Annotated in this window: 16 protein-coding genes and 1 pseudogene; 9 read left to right on the top strand and 8 right to left on the bottom strand. The window is 65.6% G+C overall.

The window, feature by feature from the left end:
• Positions 1–36: 36 nt before the first annotated feature.
• The 3 genes from CXY73_RS21095 to CXY73_RS21085 are packed head-to-tail and all read right to left on the bottom strand — an operon-like array spanning position 37 to position 4,165.
• Positions 37–1,554: a carboxyl transferase domain-containing protein gene (locus tag CXY73_RS21095; RefSeq protein ID WP_104135868.1), complete on the bottom strand. Its 1,518-nt coding sequence runs from the start codon at positions 1,552–1,554 to the stop codon at positions 37–39.
• Complete coding sequence (locus tag CXY73_RS21090; protein ID WP_104135869.1) at positions 1,551–2,759, bottom strand: CaiB/BaiF CoA-transferase family protein; 1,209 nt, start codon at positions 2,757–2,759, stop codon at positions 1,551–1,553. The genes CXY73_RS21095 and CXY73_RS21090 overlap by 4 nt, the downstream gene beginning before the upstream one ends.
• A gap of 38 nt (positions 2,760–2,797) precedes the next feature.
• Positions 2,798–4,165, bottom strand: coding sequence for an SLC13 family permease (locus tag CXY73_RS21085; protein ID WP_104135870.1), 1,368 nt, complete (start codon positions 4,163–4,165; stop codon positions 2,798–2,800).
• A gap of 126 nt (positions 4,166–4,291) precedes the next feature.
• Here CXY73_RS21085 and CXY73_RS21080 point away from each other — a divergent pair, with 126 nt between their 5' ends.
• The 3 genes and pseudogenes from CXY73_RS21080 (at position 4,292) to CXY73_RS21070 (ending at position 7,035) form a co-directional block, all read left to right on the top strand.
• Positions 4,292–4,993, top strand: a complete 702-nt coding sequence (locus CXY73_RS21080; protein WP_104135871.1) for a FadR/GntR family transcriptional regulator — start codon at positions 4,292–4,294, stop codon at positions 4,991–4,993.
• A 14-nt stretch (positions 4,994–5,007) separates the two neighbouring features.
• The gene (locus CXY73_RS21075; protein ID WP_104135872.1) at positions 5,008–5,964 is read left to right on the top strand and encodes a phosphoribosylaminoimidazolesuccinocarboxamide synthase; all 957 of its coding nucleotides are present in this window, start codon (positions 5,008–5,010) and stop codon (positions 5,962–5,964) included.
• 154 nt (positions 5,965–6,118) lie between these two features.
• Positions 6,119–7,035: pseudogene (locus CXY73_RS21070) on the top strand (VOC family protein).
• Positions 7,036–7,077: 42 nt separating this feature from the next.
• Here the strand turns inward: CXY73_RS21070 and CXY73_RS21065 are convergent.
• Entirely contained in the window at positions 7,078–7,794 is a 717-nt protein-coding gene (locus CXY73_RS21065) for a TetR/AcrR family transcriptional regulator (protein WP_158253080.1), read from the bottom strand.
• 96 nt (positions 7,795–7,890) lie between these two features.
• Here CXY73_RS21065 and kynA point away from each other — a divergent pair, with 96 nt between their 5' ends.
• The 5 genes from kynA to purQ all read left to right on the top strand — a co-directional run bounded on the left by kynA (position 7,891) and on the right by purQ (position 11,994).
• Positions 7,891–8,745 carry a tryptophan 2,3-dioxygenase gene (gene kynA, locus CXY73_RS21060; protein ID WP_104178794.1) on the top strand — a complete coding sequence of 285 codons (855 nt, stop codon included), beginning with the start codon at positions 7,891–7,893 and terminating at the stop codon, positions 8,743–8,745.
• Positions 8,742–9,641, top strand: coding sequence for a hypothetical protein (locus CXY73_RS21055; protein WP_104178793.1), 900 nt, complete (start codon positions 8,742–8,744; stop codon positions 9,639–9,641). The genes kynA and CXY73_RS21055 overlap by 4 nt, the downstream gene beginning before the upstream one ends.
• The gene (locus CXY73_RS21050) at positions 9,638–10,930 is read left to right on the top strand and encodes a kynureninase (protein WP_104135876.1); all 1,293 of its coding nucleotides are present in this window, start codon (positions 9,638–9,640) and stop codon (positions 10,928–10,930) included. The genes CXY73_RS21055 and CXY73_RS21050 overlap by 4 nt, the downstream gene beginning before the upstream one ends.
• Positions 10,931–11,014: 84 nt before the next feature.
• Positions 11,015–11,299, top strand: a complete 285-nt coding sequence (locus CXY73_RS21045) for a phosphoribosylformylglycinamidine synthase subunit PurS (protein ID WP_104135877.1) — start codon at positions 11,015–11,017, stop codon at positions 11,297–11,299.
• On the top strand, positions 11,299–11,994 hold the full coding sequence (gene purQ, locus CXY73_RS21040; protein ID WP_104135878.1) for a phosphoribosylformylglycinamidine synthase subunit PurQ: 696 nt from the start codon (positions 11,299–11,301) through the stop codon (positions 11,992–11,994). The genes CXY73_RS21045 and purQ overlap by 1 nt, the downstream gene beginning before the upstream one ends.
• A gap of 14 nt (positions 11,995–12,008) precedes the next feature.
• Here the strand turns inward: purQ and CXY73_RS21035 are convergent, their stop codons facing one another.
• Positions 12,009–12,875 (bottom strand): EamA family transporter, encoded by an 867-nt coding sequence (locus tag CXY73_RS21035; protein ID WP_199184292.1) that lies wholly within the window; start codon positions 12,873–12,875, stop codon positions 12,009–12,011.
• 253 nt (positions 12,876–13,128) lie between these two features.
• On the bottom strand, positions 13,129–13,536 hold the full coding sequence (locus CXY73_RS21030) for a hypothetical protein (RefSeq protein WP_104135879.1): 408 nt from the start codon (positions 13,534–13,536) through the stop codon (positions 13,129–13,131).
• A gap of 91 nt (positions 13,537–13,627) precedes the next feature.
• Here CXY73_RS21030 and CXY73_RS21025 point away from each other — a divergent pair, with 91 nt between their 5' ends.
• Entirely contained in the window at positions 13,628–14,089 is a 462-nt protein-coding gene (locus CXY73_RS21025; protein WP_104178792.1) for a DUF3817 domain-containing protein, read from the top strand.
• Between the two features lie 50 nt (positions 14,090–14,139).
• Here the strand turns inward: CXY73_RS21025 and CXY73_RS21020 are convergent, their stop codons facing one another.
• Positions 14,140–15,378: an alcohol dehydrogenase catalytic domain-containing protein gene (locus CXY73_RS21020; protein ID WP_233198512.1), complete on the bottom strand. Its 1,239-nt coding sequence runs from the start codon at positions 15,376–15,378 to the stop codon at positions 14,140–14,142.
• Positions 15,379–15,380: 2 nt separating this feature from the next.
• Positions 15,381–16,139: a phosphonatase-like hydrolase gene (locus CXY73_RS21015; protein WP_104178790.1), complete on the bottom strand. Its 759-nt coding sequence runs from the start codon at positions 16,137–16,139 to the stop codon at positions 15,381–15,383.
• Positions 16,140–16,409: the final 270 nt, after the last annotated feature.

Below are 16,409 nucleotides of genomic sequence, written 5' to 3'. Positions count from 1 at the left end.
GAAATTCGCCGTCGATGTCATCGCCCTCCAGCGGGCTTAAGCGCGTCGCCCCATCGCACGAAACTTCGATACCCGGCGCGGCAGCAGCTCGGCTACCGGCACGCTTGAAAGCGTGAAGAGCTCAAATTCGATGGCCGCCGCCATCCGCTGGCAGAATGCCCGTCCCTCCTCGGCTGCATCCGGGCGCTCGTCGACGATGTGGTCGACAATCCCGTTGGCAAAGAGCGACGCAACGTTCACGCCCTGCGCCTCGGACATTGCCGGCGCGAACCCCGTCGTTCGGTGCACGATAGCGCTCGCGCCCTCAGGCGGCAACGGTGACAGCCACGAGTGCTGCGCTGCGATCGTACGGTCGGCTGGCAGGAGCGCGAGCGCCCCGCCGCCGGCCCCCTGGCCGAGTAGCACCGAGACTGTGGCCGATCGAAGGCCGATGAGCTCGTGCAGGGACCGAGCGATTTCGCCAGCCATACCGCCCTCCTCGGCCTCCTTCGACAAGGCTGCCCCGGCGGTGTCGATCACGGTGAGCAGCGGCAAGCCGAGTTCTTCGGCAAGGCGCATACCCCGGCGGGCCTCGCGCAGGGACGCCGGGCCCATCTTCGTGTCTTGCGAGGGCCGCGGCCGGACGTGGCCCAGAACGATGCAGCTCTGCCGCCCGAACCGCGCCAAGGCGAGGATGAGCCCTGGATCGTTCTCGCCCTCGCCCGTGCCGTTGAGCGGGAGCACGTCATAAGCGCCGTGGGCGAGTAGCTGGCGTAGGTCAGGCCGGCGCGGGTTGCGCGAGATCTGGATAGAGGCCCACGCGCCAACGGGAGAGGGCCGCACCCGCACGGTCTCCGGAGCCGCCACCGGCACTGTTGCTTTGCCGATCAGGATGGTGAGCGCGCGGTCGATGATTTCCGGCAGTTCCTCGGGCGGGACGACGGCGTCGATCAAGCCATGGTTAAACAAGTTTTCGGCAACCTGCACGTTCTCCGGAAACTTCTTTCCGTAGAGCGCTTCGTAGACGCGCGGGCCCAGGAACCCGAGCAGCGCGCCCGGCTCCGCCACCGTGACGTGCCCGAGCGAGCCCCAAGAGCCCATGACCCCGCCCGTGGTGGGGTGCCGCAGATAGACAAGATACGGATGCCCCGCGTCTCGGTGCGCCCGTACTGCGGCGGTGATTTTCACCATGGAGAGAAAGGCCAGCGTCCCCTCCTGCATGCGGGTACCGCCCGACGCTGGCCCGGCCAGTACCGGCAACCCCTCACAGGTGGCGCGTTCGATCGCGTCAACAATGCGGTCCGCAGCGGAGAGCCCGATCGATCCGGCCAAGAACGCGAACTCGCTCACCACGATCGCCACTCGATGACCGCGGATCAGGCCCTCGCCGGTCAGTACGGATTCGTCGGTGCCACTCTTCTGTCGAGCCTTCTTCAAATCAAGCCGGTAAGCCTCGTCCGGGTCGGGATCAACCACGGGCTGGTCCCAGCTCGTGAAGGACCCCGTGTCGAGCACGACGTCAACGAGCTCCGAAGCGGTGAGGTGGCGAGTTGCCAGTACAGATTCGGTTGTCATGGTGCGGTTCCTTCCAATGAGCGGTTGAGCCAGGTGCGGATGTCGGTGCCGTGCTGGTCGAGCAGGGGCGGAGCGGAATGCGTGGTGTTGGTCGTTTCGGCGGTGTCGGCGGTGCTGAAAAACCGCAGCGGCGGCCCCGGAAGGCTGATCTGACCAAGCACATCATGTTCCACGTCGATCAACAGGCCCTGCGACAACACCTGAGGCCATTTATAAACCTCGTCCAATGAGCGCACCTTCCCGGCCGGAATTCCGGCGTCGGCAAGCTTCTGCAGCAACGGCACGGCGTCGAAATGAGCGAAGGCATCCGTTATCGAAGCTAATAGACCGTTCCGGTTTCGTACTCGGCGCGCGTTGGTAGCCCACTCAGCTCGGACGGGATCGAGGCCGAACTCGGCCGCGAAGGTGTTCCAAAGCTTCTCACTTCCGACGCTAATCTGTACGCTGCCGTTACGGCACTCAAATAGACCGTACGGTGCAATCGACGGATGATGGTTACCCTGGGCCTCGGGCACCTCGCCCGCCACCGTGGCCCGGGTGCCCTGGAAGGCGTGCACTCCTACAAGCGCGGCAAGGAGCGAGGTGCGAACGATCTGCCCCTCTCCCGTACGCTCGCGCTGCAGCAGGGCTGCGAGCAGCCCGAATGCGCCGTACATGCCCGAGAGTAGATCAGCAATCGGCACCCCCACCCGTTGAGGGTCCCCCGGGCCGGAGCCGGTGAGCGACATTAGACCGGCTTCGCCCTGCAGAATTTGGTCGTAGCCGCTGCGGCTCGACTCGGGGCCGTCGTGGCCGAAACCGGTTATCGAGAGGATGACGAGCGACGGATTAAGCTTGTGCATCGCCTGGGGTGAGAATCCGAGGCGCTCCAGAACACCGGGGCGAAAGTTCTCGACCACCACGTCGGCACGCAGTAGCAGCTCGCGCAGCACCTCGCGCCCGTCGTCGCTTTTAAGGTCGAGGGCGATCGATTCTTTGTTGCGGTTGCAAGAGAGGAAATACGTGGATTGCAAATCGTCAGAGGGACCCACGAAGGGCGGTCCCCAGCCGCGGGTGTCGTCTCCCAATCCTGGATTCTCCACCTTGATGACGCGCGCGCCGAGGTCGGCGAGCATCATGCTCGCATGCGGTCCGGCGAGTGCGCGGCTCAGGTCCACAACGAGGTAGCCCGCGAGCGGGCCTGCGGTTTCGGTGTCGGTGCTCATGTTCGTTCCTCTCTCGATCTCCGGTATGCAATGACGACCTAAAGCCAGCCGGGCAGCACGAGCACGGCCCAGGCGATGGCGGGCCCAGCCACCACTACAATTCCGCTGTAACCAAGGATCTGCTTGTAGAAGCGGTCCTTGTCCACGCCGTCCGGGGCATTAGCGAGCACGAGGGCGCCGTTGGTGGAAAAGGGCGACACGTCCACGATGGTCGAGGCCACGGCGAGCGCGCAGATCACGCCGATCGCGCTGATCTCCCCGGTGGCGAGGAACGGCACCGCGAGCGGGATGAGCGCTGCCAGAATGGCGGTTGACGACGCAAAGGCCGAGACAACGGCACCAATGTAACAGATTAGAAGAGCAGCGAGCAGGGGCATGCCGAGGTTGGCGACGGCACCCGAAATATATTCGATCGTTCCAGCCTCCTCGAGCACTCCAACGAACGTGAGCATGCCGCAAATCAGCAGCACGGTCGACCAACTGATCTTGTTGACCGCGCCCTTCTGGGCGGCGGGCGAGACGAGCGCGAGGATGACGGCGATCGTGATGGCTACGAAGCCCACGTCCACCTTGAAACCGAGGGCAATCACGGCGAGGGCGATCAGGCCCGCGATGGTCACAAGCTGCGGGATGCGCTCCCCGCGTGTTGCCGTGGCCTGCACGCCGGCGCCGGCCGGGTCACGGGGACCGTAGATGCCGGAGCCGAAGCCCTTGAAGTCCACGTCGCCGCCAGCGCGTGTACCCACACTCACCGACATACGAGCCTCCGCGGCCTGCTCGACAAAGTGTCCGACCCTGCTCGACATCAACTTTTGCCCGCCCAGCACGATGAACAGCACGACGGCGATGAGGAAGTTGAAGATGAGGCTCGAGAGGAATACCGCCGTAGGGCTCGCGTCGAGCCCAGTGGTCGAGATGAGGCTGTTCACGATCACGCCGTAGACGGCGATCGGCGAGAAGCCGCCGCCCTGCGCGCCGTGGATCACCATCATGCCCATCAGGAGCGGGCTGATCCTGTACTTGCGGGCGAACCCCAGCGCAATAGGCGCCACAATCGCAACGGCGGCCGGGGAGAGTGCACCCACGGCCGTAATCACGGCCGTAATCACGAACATCACCCACGGGATAAGGGCCACACGTCCGCCGACAAGCCGCACGGAGCCGCGTACCAGCAGGTCGATTGTGCCGTTGCCTTGGGCAATCGCGAACAGATACGTGACCCCCACGAGCGTGAGGAACAGCCCGCCCGGAAAGTTGGCGAGAATATCGGTGGTCTCCATGCCGAGGAACACTGCGCCGAGCAGGAACGCACCTACGAAGGCCAGCGCCCCCATGTTGACGGGAAGTAGTGTGGCGGTCAAAAACATCACCGCCAGGATGATGATCGAAATGATGGGAGCGGACATCTTTGTTCCTCCATAATTAAGGCGAATGTGGACCATTGGCTCACTGGACTAGCCTCCTGGATAGTAGGTGAGTTTGTCAAGACCCGTGTACCCTAAGGGTCAGACTTCGATGTGGGAGGCATACGCGTGGCCCAGGAATTTGAAACGCAGCCTTTGTCGCGAGTGTCGAAACCCCGGCTGTATGAACAACTTGTGGCGCAGCTACTCTCTTATATCGAGTCTGCTCACTTGGGCCCCGGCGACCTACTGCCCGCGGAGCGCGATCTCGCGGAACGTCTTGGCGTCTCGCGCGCCACTTTGGCGCAAGCACTCGTCGCCCTCGAGGTGCTCGGAGTCATCGATGTTCAGCACGGCACCGGCGCCGTACTCGTCTACCGGCCGAGCATCGCGACGGTTATCAAGGGACTCCGCGACCACCGGAATCGACTGCCGGAAATCGTTGAGGCCCGCAGCACCCTCGAGGTGAAGCTGGCCGAACTCGCTACGCTACGTCGAACCGATGCCGACCTGGTCGCGATCGAGAACGCGCTGCAGGTGATGGCCGACGAAATCGCCGTCGGCGACCGCGGCGCGCACGGTGACGAACTCTTTCACCAGGCCGTCACGGCGGCCGCGCACTCCCCCGTGCTCGCCCAGCTCATGACCTTCATCGCCGAGATGATTCTCGAAACGCGACTGGAATCCCTGGCCCAGCCCGGCCGGCCCGAGCAGTCTCTGGTCTCACACCGCGCGATCACTGCGGCGATCCGGGCGCAGGACGTCGCGGCCGCGAGCGCGGCGATGCTCTCGCACATCGAGCTCGTCTCCGACGTTGCCCTGCTGAAGTAGGAGAGAATACAAGCGTGAATGAATCCGCGCAGCCGACAGTATCCATCGCCCGCGAACTGCCCGGATGGGTTCATGCCTACTCGGGCAAGGTACGCGACCTCTATGTCGAAGCAAACGATATCGATACAACGGATGCCGCCCCCTCCCTGGCTAGTGCTGCGCGGGTACTCGTGGTCGCCAGCGATCGCGTGAGCGCCTTCGACCACGTGCTCGAGCCCGGAATCCCGGGCAAGGGCGAACTGCTGACCAGCCTGAGCCTGTGGTGGTTCGACCGGTTGACCACCGTTCCCAACCACCTCGTCGCCGACCATGAACTCGTCGGTAGCTCGGTGCGCGAGCTGATTCCCGCCGCCGTGGCCGGCCGAGCCATGCTCTGCCGCACCCTCGACATGTACCCGATCGAGTGCGTCGTGCGCGGCTACCTCACCGGCAGCGGCTGGAAAGAATACCTCGAATCTCAGTCGGTGTGTGGCATTGCGCTTCCGGCCGGCCTGCAGAACGGCGACCGCCTACCCGAACCCATCTATACTCCGGCGTGGAAGGCCCCGATGGGCCAGCACGACGAGAACATCTCATTCGAGCGCACGGTCGAGCTCGTCGGGCCGGACGTCGCCGCCGAGCTGCGCGACCTGTCGCTCGCCCTGTTCGCTACCGCCGGCGCGATCGCGGAGCAGGCCGGCGTTATTCTCGCCGACACCAAATTCGAATTCGGCGCCGACCGGCAGACCGGCGTGACCGTACTCGCCGACGAGGTGCTCACGAGCGACTCCAGCCGCTATTGGGATGCCTCGGCCTGGGCTACCGGCACTACCCCCGAAACGCGCATGGCGAGCTTCGACAAGCAGATTGTGCGCAACTGGCTCGCCGCGCACTGGGACGGCGCCGGCGCCCCGCCCCTACTGCCGACCGAGATCGTCGAGCAGACCGCGGCCCGCTACCGCGAGTTGCTCGAGCTCCTCTCGCGGGCCTGACCCGGCGCACACCGTCGGCGGCACTGAGGTGCCTAGCGGCACCCGACACGCTGTGCGGCACACCCGGCCGATCCCGCAGCAGGCTGCGCGCCGTGCGACCGGGGGCAGCACAAACTGGGCAGATACCGGAATAGCCGAGGCGGCGCATCCGTTGATGCCTGCTGTGACCCTAACTGCGAAAGACCTGCTGGCCGCCGACACCGGAATGGGCGCGGTGACCCTGCGCGTCGGCAACCTCGACGCGATGAGCGCGTACTATCGCGACATCGTGACCCTTGACCTCATCAGCCAGGACGGCCCCGTCGCTGTGCTCGGCCGCGGCCCGGTTCCGCTGGTCATTCTGCAGCACGCCCCCGAGCTCAGGGCCGCCGAGCCGCGCTCGGCCGGGCTCTACCACACGGCCATTCTGTTCGACACGCAGGCCGACCTCGCCGCCGCCGTGTACTCGATCGGCACAAAATCCCCGGGAACGTTCACCGGCAGCGCGGATCACCTGGTCAGCCAGGCCTTCTACTTCACCGATCCGGAAGGTAACGGCATCGAGTTGTACTGGGACCGCGACCGCACCCTGTGGAGCTGGACCCACGGCCAGGTCGAAATGGCCTCGCTCTACCTCGATCCGAACGCATTCATTTCGGAGCATATGTCGGCGGAGCCGAGCGAAGGCCACGCCATCGTCGGCCATGTGCACCTATCGGTCGGCGACGTTGCCAGTGCCCGCGCGTTCTACGTGAACCGACTCGGCTTCGAGGCGACCGCGAATTTCGGCCCCTCCGCCCTGTTCGTCTCGGCCGGTGGCTACACCACCATCACCTGGCCATGAATACCTGGGAGAGTTCGGGCAGCGGCAAACGCCGTCTGGCCCTCGGGCTCGGCGAGGTCAGCATCATCGTGCCGAGCACCAACGATGTGGATAGCCTTAATGAGCGGATGACCCACTACAAAGTCGAGACCCGTAACGACGGGCAGACCCTCAGCTTCGACGACCCCTGGGCCAACCGCATCCGCGTGCGCGCGGCTGATAGTACCGCCGACGAGGCAGCATCCGCTGAAACGGTCTCGACGCCCTAAGGCCGGCTGTACCGATTGGCGCGACTTTCCCCCTACATGCGCTCAGCGGGCCGCGCGAGCCGCCCGCCGCGTGAGGCCGTGCACGGTCGCCTGATAGTCCTTCAGGTTGAGCGGTCGACCGGGCAGCCGAGGACGACGGGGCGCATCCGCCGCACGCAGGCCGTCGAGCACGATCGACAGCTGACGTCGCCATTGACCGGCAAAGCCGTCACCGAGACTGCCGAGTGACCCGACCATGGTGACGAGCACGGCGAGATCGACCGCGTCGACGTCGCGGCGCAGGGTGCCGTCCTTCTTCGCACGCGCGACCAGGCTAGCGATAAAGCCGTCGAACTCGGCGGCTGGCCGCGCCGACGGGTCAAGCTGGGCCATGCGCCGCAGAATCGGCGGCAGCGACGGGTCGGCGACGAGCCATTCGGCGACCCGTTCGGTATAGACGACGAGCGCGTCCCACGGCGTGGGCGCGGTCTCGATTTCGCCGCGCACCGCGTGTAGCTCAGCGAGGGCTAGGTCGTAGAGATTGCGAACCAGATCGTCCCTGGTCGTAAAGTTGCGATACAGAGTAGCCACGCCGACCTCGGCCTGGCGGGCGATCTCTTCGAGCGATGCGTCGACGCCGTGCTGGGCGATCAGGGCACGCGCGCTGATGATGAGACGGTCGCGGTTCAGCCGGGCGTCGCGGCGACGGGGCGGTGCATTCTTCTCGGCCACAGAGAGAGCCGGCACGCCATCCTGGGGCTTTCGGGTCGGCGAGGTCATGCGATCCAGTCTAGAACTTCGACCTGTGCGGTTCGCCCCCGGTGTTGCGCCCGCCGCCGCAACCTGCGCACAATTTGAACAAGCCGAACGGAACCCATGACCCTTAAAAACAACACCCGCGAGTTTGACCCCGAGATCGTCACCGATTTTCGAGAGAAGATGAGCTATGGGGCCTACCTTGATCTGCCCACACTGCTCCATGCGCAGAATCCGGTCAGCGTTCCGGAACACCACGATGAGCTGTTGTTCATCATTGCGCACCAGACCACCGAACTGTGGCTCAAGCTCGTGCTGCATGAGCTTCGTGCAGCCATCGAAGCGCTACGCCAGGATCAACTCGCACCGGCCCTCAAGGGCATTGCCCGGGTCAAACACATCCAGCGCACGCTGACCGAGCAGTGGTCGGTGCTCGCTACCCTCACCCCGACTGAATACACGCAGTTTCGGCACTTTCTCGGTAATTCGAGCGGGTTTCAGTCGTACCAGTACCGTGCGGTCGAATTCGCCCTCGGCAACAAGAACCGCCGCATGCTCACGGTCTTTGAAGCAGATGCCCCGGCACACGCACTGCTAACCGACATGCTCGAGGCACCGAGCCTGTACGACGAATTTCTGCGTTACCTGCACCGCGCGGGCTTCGACATTCCGGCCGCCATCCTCGACCGCGACGTCACCGAGGCCTGGACGTTTAACCCCGAACTCGTGCATACCTTTCGCGGAATATACGAGAACGCTTCCGAGAATTGGGCCGCCTACGAGGCGTGCGAAGAACTCGTGGACCTCGAAGACAACTTTCAACTCTGGCGCTTTCGCCACTTGAAGACCGTGCAGCGCATCATCGGAATGAAGCACGGCACCGGCGGTTCGAGCGGCGCGGCTTTTCTGCACAAGGCCCTCGAACTCACGTTCTTTCCGGAGCTGTTTGCGGTGCGCACGGAGATCGGCGCGTGACCGGCCATTTTCTGCACGGGCGGGGTGCGATCTATCGGGGCTTTCTCGACGCTCACGTGCACCTAGCCCTGATTGATCCGGGCCAGCTGGTCGACGGCGGCATCGCCCGGGTGATCGACCTGGGCGGGTGGGCACCAGCCACCCCAAGCAGATCCATGCCCGATGTCGCATATGCCCACCAATTCCTCACGGCGCCGGGCGGCTACCCGAGCCAGTCCGGTTGGGCCGAACCCGATTGGTGCAGCGAGGCTGCAACAGCCGCGGATGCTGCGGCTGCGGTCGATCTGCAGGCCGCGGCGGGGGCATCCGTTCTGAAGGTCACGCTGAATTCCGTGGCCGGTCCGGTATTGAACACCGAGGCGCTGGCCGCAGCAATCGGTCGGGCCCACGAACTCGGCCTACCGGTCGTGGCGCACGCCGAGGGCGCCGGGCAGGCCGATCGGGCCTTCGCTGCGGGAGTCGATGCGTTCGCGCACACGCCGTTCTCGGAACACCTCGCCGACGACCTTCTGACCGCGATGGCGACCAGCATGACTTGGATCAGCACCCTCGACGTTCACGGCTGGGGCACGCAGACCGACGCCTTCGAACTTGCCAGTGACAATCTGCGCCGGTTTCACTGCAATGGCGGTCGGGTGCTCTACGGCACCGACCTCGGCAACGGGCCGCTCCCACTCGGCATCAACCGTCGGGAGATCAGCGCCCTGCTCGGCGCCGGACTGACCACAGACGACGTCCTGGCCGCCCTGTGCCCGCGGGCACCGCTCGGTCTGGCCCTCGCCGACACGCGGGTTACCTTCATTCCGGGCGAGCGCCCACGCGATCCAGACGAATTTACCGAGTGGCTCGGCAGCGCCCGCGCCCTCACCCCCTCAGAACTCGAGGTACTCGAATGACGCCCACCCTTGCCGGAGCAACCGGCCTGGACGCCCAGCTCACCTTCGCGCGCCGAATGGACCGCATCGACGGCCTGGCGCACTACCGCGGCCGTTTTCTCGGCACCGACGCCGGCCCGGAGACCGCCAACCCCCGTTCTTACCTCGACGGCAACTCGCTCGGTCGCCCATTGCGGGCGAGCGCCGAACGCATCGCCAACTTTCTGCAGCAAGACTGGGGCACGCGACTCATTCGCGGCTGGGACGAGCAGTGGATGGAGTTGCCCCTGCAGATCGGCGACGACCTCGGCCGGGCCTGCCTCGGCGCGGCCGCCGGACAGGTGTTTGTCGGTGACTCGACGACCGTACTGCTCTACAAACTGGCCCGCGCCGCGGTAGATTCCCGCCCGAACCGCACCGAGATCGTGGTCGACAGCGATAACTTCCCCACCGACCGCTATATTCTCGAGGGCATCGCGCGGGAGCGTGGCCTCACGCTGCGCTGGATCGACTCCGATCCGGAGGGTGGCGTCACGACCGAGCAGGTGCGCCAGGTCGTAGGGCCGCAGACCTCGCTGGTGCTGCTCAGCCATGTCGCCTACCGTTCCGGCTACCTCGCCGACATGCGGGCGACCACCGCCATCGCCCACGAACACGACGCGCTCGTGCTCTGGGACCTGAGCCATTCGGTCGGCTCGGTTCCGGTACAGCTCGACCTCTGCGACGTCGACCTCGCGGTCGGCTGCTCCTACAAGTACCTGAGTGGCGGGCCCGGCGCGCCGGCCTTCGGCTACGTCAAGAGTGACCTGCAGGATGTGCTGACCCAGCCGATTCAGGGCTGGATGGGAGCGCAGGCCATCTTTGAAATGGGGCCGGAGTATCGGCCGGCCACCGGTATCCGTCGATTCATGAGCGGGACACCCGCCGTGCTGGGCATGCTCGCGATGCAGGACGTGATCGCCATTCTCGACGAGGCGACGATCGAGTCGGTGCGCGCGAAGTCGGTGGCGCTGACCGAGTTCGCAATCGCCCTGGTCGACGAGTGGCTTACGCCCATGGGCGTCACTGTGGCGTCGCCGCGGGAGCAAACGCATCGCGGCGGCCACGTGACGATCAACCATCCGCTCATGCGTCAGGTGACCAGGATTCTGTGGGACAACGATGTGATTCCCGACTTTCGTGCCCCAAACGGGCTGCGGCTCGGGTTGGCACCGCTCAGTACGAGCTTTGTCGAAACCTACGACGGCCTGGCCGCCGTGCGTGACGTGCTGCGCGGCATTCTGCTCGGCCAAAGCGGGCTGAGCCAGTAAACCGGCGTGCCCGGTCGGGCTCGACCTGTAGAATTGCAGTGATTTGCCACGACTAATAGCCCCAGACTGTATGCGGAGTGCCCTGTGCCAACGATCGTCGTCGAAGTAATGCCCAAGGCTGAGTTGCTTGACCCCCAGGGCAAGGCCGTCGCCGGCGCCCTCGGTCGCCTCGGCCAGACCCAGTCAGCGCTGGCCAACGTCACCGGTGTGCGCGTCGGCAAGCGCTTCGAGATTTCCCTCGACGGTGAAACGGATGCCGCGACCCTCGCCGCCGTGCGCGAGCTCGCCGACAGCGTGCTGTCCAATTCCGTGATCGAGGATGTCGTCGGCATCCACGTGCAGGACGCCCCCTCGACAGCGGTCGCCTGATGCGGATCGGCGTCGTCACCTTTCCTGGCTCGCTCGACGATCGTGACGCCGCGCGCGCGATTCGCCTGGCTGGCGCCGACGCCGTCGCCCTCTGGCACGGCGACCACGACCTGCACGGCGTCGACGCGCTGGTACTGCCCGGCGGTTTCAGCTACGGCGATTACCTGCGGGCCGGGGCCATCGCGAGCCTCTCACCGATCATGACCGAGGTCATCGACGCGGCCAACAAGGGCATGCCGGTGCTCGGAATCTGCAATGGATTCCAGATGCTCACCGAAGCCCACCTGCTCGACGGCGGACTCATTCGGAACGACAAGGGCCGCTTCATCTGCCGGGACCAGGGCCTGCGCATTGAGAACAACGCGAGCGACTGGACCAACGGTTTCGAAGCCAACGCCGAAATCGTCATTCCGCTCAAGAACGGCGAGGGCTCATTCATGGCCTCGGCCGAGACCCTCAAAGCGCTTGAGGGTGAAGGCCGCATCGTGGCTCGCTACCTCGACAACCCGAACGGCTCGCTAAACGACATTGCCGGAGTAACCAATGCCCGCGGCAACGTCGTCGGCCTCATGCCGCACCCCGAGCACGCTGTCGAGGCTGGCTTCGGACCCGACACGGACGCGGCGATGGCCAGCGGCGTCGACGGCCTCGTTTTCTTTACCTCGGTGATCGCGCGGGCGCTCGTCGGCGCGTAAGCGCAATCGTGCAGCTAGCCGTTGGCCGCTATGGCGACGACCGCGACCAGGACGAGGCCCATGCCGGCGACCTGCCAGCGACCGACCCGTTCCTTAAGCACGAGCACCGCGAGCAGCACGGTCACGGCCGGGTAGAGCGACACGAGCACCGACACCAGCGACAGCAAGCCACCCTGAAGTGCGTAGAGCAGCGTGATCGTGGCAATGACATCGAGCATCGCCACGAGTACGGCGAAGCAGAGAATCGTCAGCGGCGGCCTGCCCAACTGCCGGGTTCCGGTCGCCACCGCGATGACGATAACGGATGCCACGGTGCGCGCCACGACCAGCGGCCACAGCCCGGTGCCGACCTCGATCTGGTGCGTGAAGACAAAACTCAGGGCGAAGCAGACGCCGGATCCTACCGTGAACCAGCCCACCCGGCGGGTGAACCGCGGAGCATCGGCCCCAGAAACGGTGTGGTCCGCGACACCTTTCGGCTCCCGGCTCACCAAGATCACCGCGACGATCGCCAGCGCAATTCCGGCGTAGGAGATGACCGAAGGCCGCTCCCCGATCAGCACACCCACAATGACCGGAATGCCGGCAACGATCACGGCGGTCAGTGGCGACACTATGCTCATCGGACCCTCGGCGAGGGCGATGTAGAACCACCACATGGCCAAGGCCATCACCAGGCCGGACGCCGCGCCGAACAGCATCGACGGCCACGAGAACTCGCCGTCGACGAAAGCCGCGACGATGGCGATGATCACGGTCGAGATCGGATACGACAGGAGTACGACCCGCAATGCGGCCACGCGGCGGGATGCAATGCCGCCAAGAAAGTCGCTCATGCCGTAGGCCGCGGCCGAGACGAGGGCGAGCACGATTCCGATCACGCCGCGTCCGAGAGGTCGGGGCGGAGCGAAGGCGTGCGCATACGATCACGGTAGCAGCGCGGGCAGCAACCGCTCGACGGCGGTCGGCACCCGGGCGCGCACCCGTCATGCTGCCGTTTGCTGCCTGTGTCTCGCGCGGGCATGGCGATGTCCCCTGGTTCAAGAGCTGTGAGGGCACTCATGACCCAGGGGCCACGATCGACGTACTTGCGGTTACTTCGCCGGCACGCCCGGTCGAGCGGATGCTACCGGCTCAGCCGCAGCCTCCGGGCAAGCGTGAGTTGCACCATCCGTGTCGAGGGTCTCGGTCAGTAGGTCGTGCTCGATTGCGGTGGCGAGCGGCTTCTCGGTGACGAAGCAGCGCAGGATGACCGCGACCATGATGAGCGGCACTAGACAGAGGAAGACCGGTCAGTGCGTCGTTGTAGCCGCCGATGATGATCTGGCGGGCGGCCTCGGGAAGGTCGCGCACCATGGCCGGGGTGAACGAGTTGACCGCGCCGGCAGCACCGGCGGGCATCCGCTCGGTCAACACCTCGGTCAGACGTGCGGCGAACAGGTTGCCGACCACGGCAGAGCCGATGGAGGCACCAATCTGGCGGAAGTAGTTGTTCGAGGCGGTGGCCGTTCCGACCTGCGAGTTCGGGAAGGAGTTCTGCATGTTTTGCGGCGAACGCTCAGGACTGCGGCGCCTGTTCAGACACGACTGCGACGATGGACATCCCCCTGCCCGCCCCGAGTCGAAAGTCACCATGACCCCGCGCCTGCTGTTTCGTTCCGTCGCCATTGCCGAAGCCATCACGTGGACGCTGCTCATCGCCGGAATGCTCATGAAATATGTGCTGCAGGTCGGTGAGCTCGGGGTGCAGATCGGCGGGTTCCTGCACGGCCTCGTCTTCATCGCCTTCGGGCTGACGGCCGGGTTCGTCGGCGCCAACCAGCACTGGGGCCCGAAGCTCACCGCGATCGCCATGGTCACCGCGATTGTTCCGTTTGTCACGATCTTTCTTGACCGCGGGCTAGAGAAGAATGGCCTGCTCGACGGCGATTGGCGCCGTACTCGCACCGACGATCCCCGTGACCAGACCCGGGTGAGCGCTCTGTTGCGCTGGGCACTGGCCCGCCCGGTGCTGCTCGTGACTGCCATGGCGGTCGCCCTGGTGTCGATCATGGCCACGCTGCTCACACTTGGCCCAACCGGCGGCGCCAGCTAGCCTCTTTCGGGGCAGCGCCCGGTCGACTGAGGGGTGCTTTCGCAGCGAGGTCAGCCGAGCATCGCCGGCTGCTGCGGCGTGATGCCGACGCGGGGGTGGTGGGTGGTTGCGGCCAGCGCGAGAGCAGCATCCGCTTTCTCGAGAGGGAACGTCGTACCCACCAGCGCCGAAAACGGATGCCGATGCCAGCCGCCGCTGAGATAGGTCACCGCCTGCTGCAGATCGGCCGGCGTGTAGTTATGCACACCCCGCAGCGTGATCAGGCGGCACACCATCGACTCCGGGTCGAGCAGCACCGGCTCGCCCGGCGAAACGCTCCCGACCAGCACGACAACTCCGCCGATGCCGATCAGGTCAATGACGGTCTGTACCGCCGTTCCGGCACCGCTCAGTTCCAGGGCAATCGTCGGCTCGGCCGCACCGGCATCCTGCAGCGCCGCGAGCACGCTCGCCACCCCGGTCGGCGACTCGCAGGGTGCACTCGGGTCAGCAACGGCGGCAGCACCGAAGGCCAGTGCAAGCTGTCGGCGCGCAGCATCCGGGTCGGTCACGACCACGAGGGCACCGGCGTCCGTCGCCATGGAGCAGGCCGTCAGCCCGAGCATCCCCGCACCGGTCAGCAGCACCGTGGCTCCGGCCAGCGGCACCAGAGCGGACGCCGCTGCCAGCGCGGCGACGACCGTCGCGGTCGCGCAGGAGGCCGGTGCTAGAACCGACGCCGGAACCTGCTCGTCCACCACCACAATCGCCGTGCCGGCACGCACCTGCACGTGGGTGGCGAAGCTGCCGCTGAGTTCCCAGCCCCGCTGCATCCGTTCGTGACCGTATTTCGCCAGCTCGCGGCAATTTTGCGGGACTCCGCGACGGCAACGCGGGCACGTTCCACAGCTCACGATGACCGACCACACCACGCGCTGCCCCACCCGCAGAGGTATTCCATTTGCGGCATATGCCTGGTCGCCGGTCGCGACGATGCGGCCGACCTGCTCGTGGCCGAGCACTAGCGGCTTCGCGGCCGGGCGGTGACCCAACGCCGCATGCACGTCGGATCTGCAAACCGTCACCAACTCGACCTCGACCAGCACGTCACCGGGACGCAGTAGCACTCCTGGCACCGCCACGCACTCCAGCGGCAGGCCGACTCCCGACCAGACCATCGCCTCGGCAGCGCGCGGCAGCACGATCTCGCGGCCGAGCCGGTAGCCGCTCAGCGGCAGTGCATTCCCAGGAGCGGTCGACAGCATCCCGTCCGTCGACGGTGGCCTTGAGGGCGGGTCGGATTGCAACATGACTACTCGATCGTTTCCTCACGCAGGCCGAGCAACTCGGCAAGGTCGGCCACACTGTCAATGACCACGTCAGCCCCGGCAACCTCAAGGATCTCGGTGTCATGGGTGCCCGTGCGCACGCCGACCACGAGGCCAGCACCCGCGCTCAGCCCGGACAGCATGTCGCTGGCAGTGTCTCCCACGACGACCATCGCGGCGACGCTGGACGTTCCGGTGCGCAACAGGGCGGTGAGCGGCAAGTCAGGATAGGGGCGGCCGCGACCGGCTTCGGCCGGGCACAGGCTCACGTCGATCAGATCGCTCCAGCCGAGCGCGTTAATCAGCATGTCCTGGGTTGCACGGGAAAAACCGGTAACCAGGGCAACTTTCAGGCCGTTGTCGCGCAGCTCCTGAAACAGGTCGGCCGCGCCGTCGACCGCCGTCACCCCGACCCGCTCGACAAGTTCGCCATAGGCGGTTTCAAAAACATTGGTGGCTGCTACGGCCGCCTCTTCGGTGTCTGTGAGTTCGCGAAAGACATCAAGCTTGGACTGGCCCATAGTTTCCCGCACGAAGGCGACGGCCTCGTCCAAGGCGTCGGCGGTGTCGGCGATGCCGCTGCGTTGCGCTGCCAGCACGAAGGCCCGCTCGACGAGGCCGTCATCGCTCACGGTCGTGCCGGCCATGTCAAAGACGACGAGTTCAACCTCGACGTAGTCCGGGTCGAAATCATCGAGGTCCAGGTTTGAGTCCAGGTCGAAAGAGAGCGGTGCAGTACTCATGAAGTGCCTTTCAGGGAGGTGATCGGTGAGTCGCTGACAGTAGAAATGACGTGCTCGTCGAGGCCGGTTGTCATCCCGATTCCGGTGGTGGCCGACGCCAGGCGCGGCCAGGTCGTTCTGCAACGGTAGACAGACCACGCCAACAGCCAAGGCAACCCGGGTAACCGGCAGGTGAACGCGCCATGGCAATTGGGCTCCGTGGCACTCGGTCACCGCGCCACCTGCCGGTGAACGCGCCAGCTACACCTGACGCCTCGACCGACACTTTCG

Origin of the sequence: Cryobacterium sp. Y50 (assembly GCF_002929805.1) — a bacterium.
GTDB lineage: Bacteria > Actinomycetota > Actinomycetes > Actinomycetales > Microbacteriaceae > Cryobacterium.
The sequence above is the reverse complement of the archived record's forward strand: the minus strand, read 5'-3'. Positions and strand labels throughout refer to the sequence as shown.

Bases quoted from the DNA above. Each gene is read 5' to 3' on its own strand.
- CXY73_RS21095 (WP_104135868.1), bottom strand. From the start codon at position 1,554: ATGACAACCGAATCTGTACTGGCAACTCGCCACCTCACCGCTTCGGAG.
- CXY73_RS21090 (WP_104135869.1), bottom strand. From the start codon at position 2,759: ATGAGCACCGACACCGAAACCGCAGGCCCGCTCGCGGGCTACCTCGTT.
- CXY73_RS21085 (WP_104135870.1), bottom strand. From the start codon at position 4,165: ATGTCCGCTCCCATCATTTCGATCATCATCCTGGCGGTGATGTTTTTG.
- CXY73_RS21065 (WP_158253080.1), bottom strand. From the start codon at position 7,794: ATGACCTCGCCGACCCGAAAGCCCCAGGATGGCGTGCCGGCTCTCTCT.
- kynA (WP_104178794.1), top strand. From the start codon at position 7,891: ATGACCCTTAAAAACAACACCCGCGAGTTTGACCCCGAGATCGTCACC.
- CXY73_RS21050 (WP_104135876.1), top strand. From the start codon at position 9,638: ATGACGCCCACCCTTGCCGGAGCAACCGGCCTGGACGCCCAGCTCACC.
- purQ (WP_104135878.1), top strand. From the start codon at position 11,299: ATGCGGATCGGCGTCGTCACCTTTCCTGGCTCGCTCGACGATCGTGAC.
- CXY73_RS21030 (WP_104135879.1), bottom strand. From the start codon at position 13,536: ATGCAGAACTCCTTCCCGAACTCGCAGGTCGGAACGGCCACCGCCTCG.
- CXY73_RS21025 (WP_104178792.1), top strand. From the start codon at position 13,628: ATGACCCCGCGCCTGCTGTTTCGTTCCGTCGCCATTGCCGAAGCCATC.
- CXY73_RS21020 (WP_233198512.1), bottom strand. From the start codon at position 15,378: ATGTTGCAATCCGACCCGCCCTCAAGGCCACCGTCGACGGACGGGATG.
- CXY73_RS21015 (WP_104178790.1), bottom strand. From the start codon at position 16,139: ATGAGTACTGCACCGCTCTCTTTCGACCTGGACTCAAACCTGGACCTC.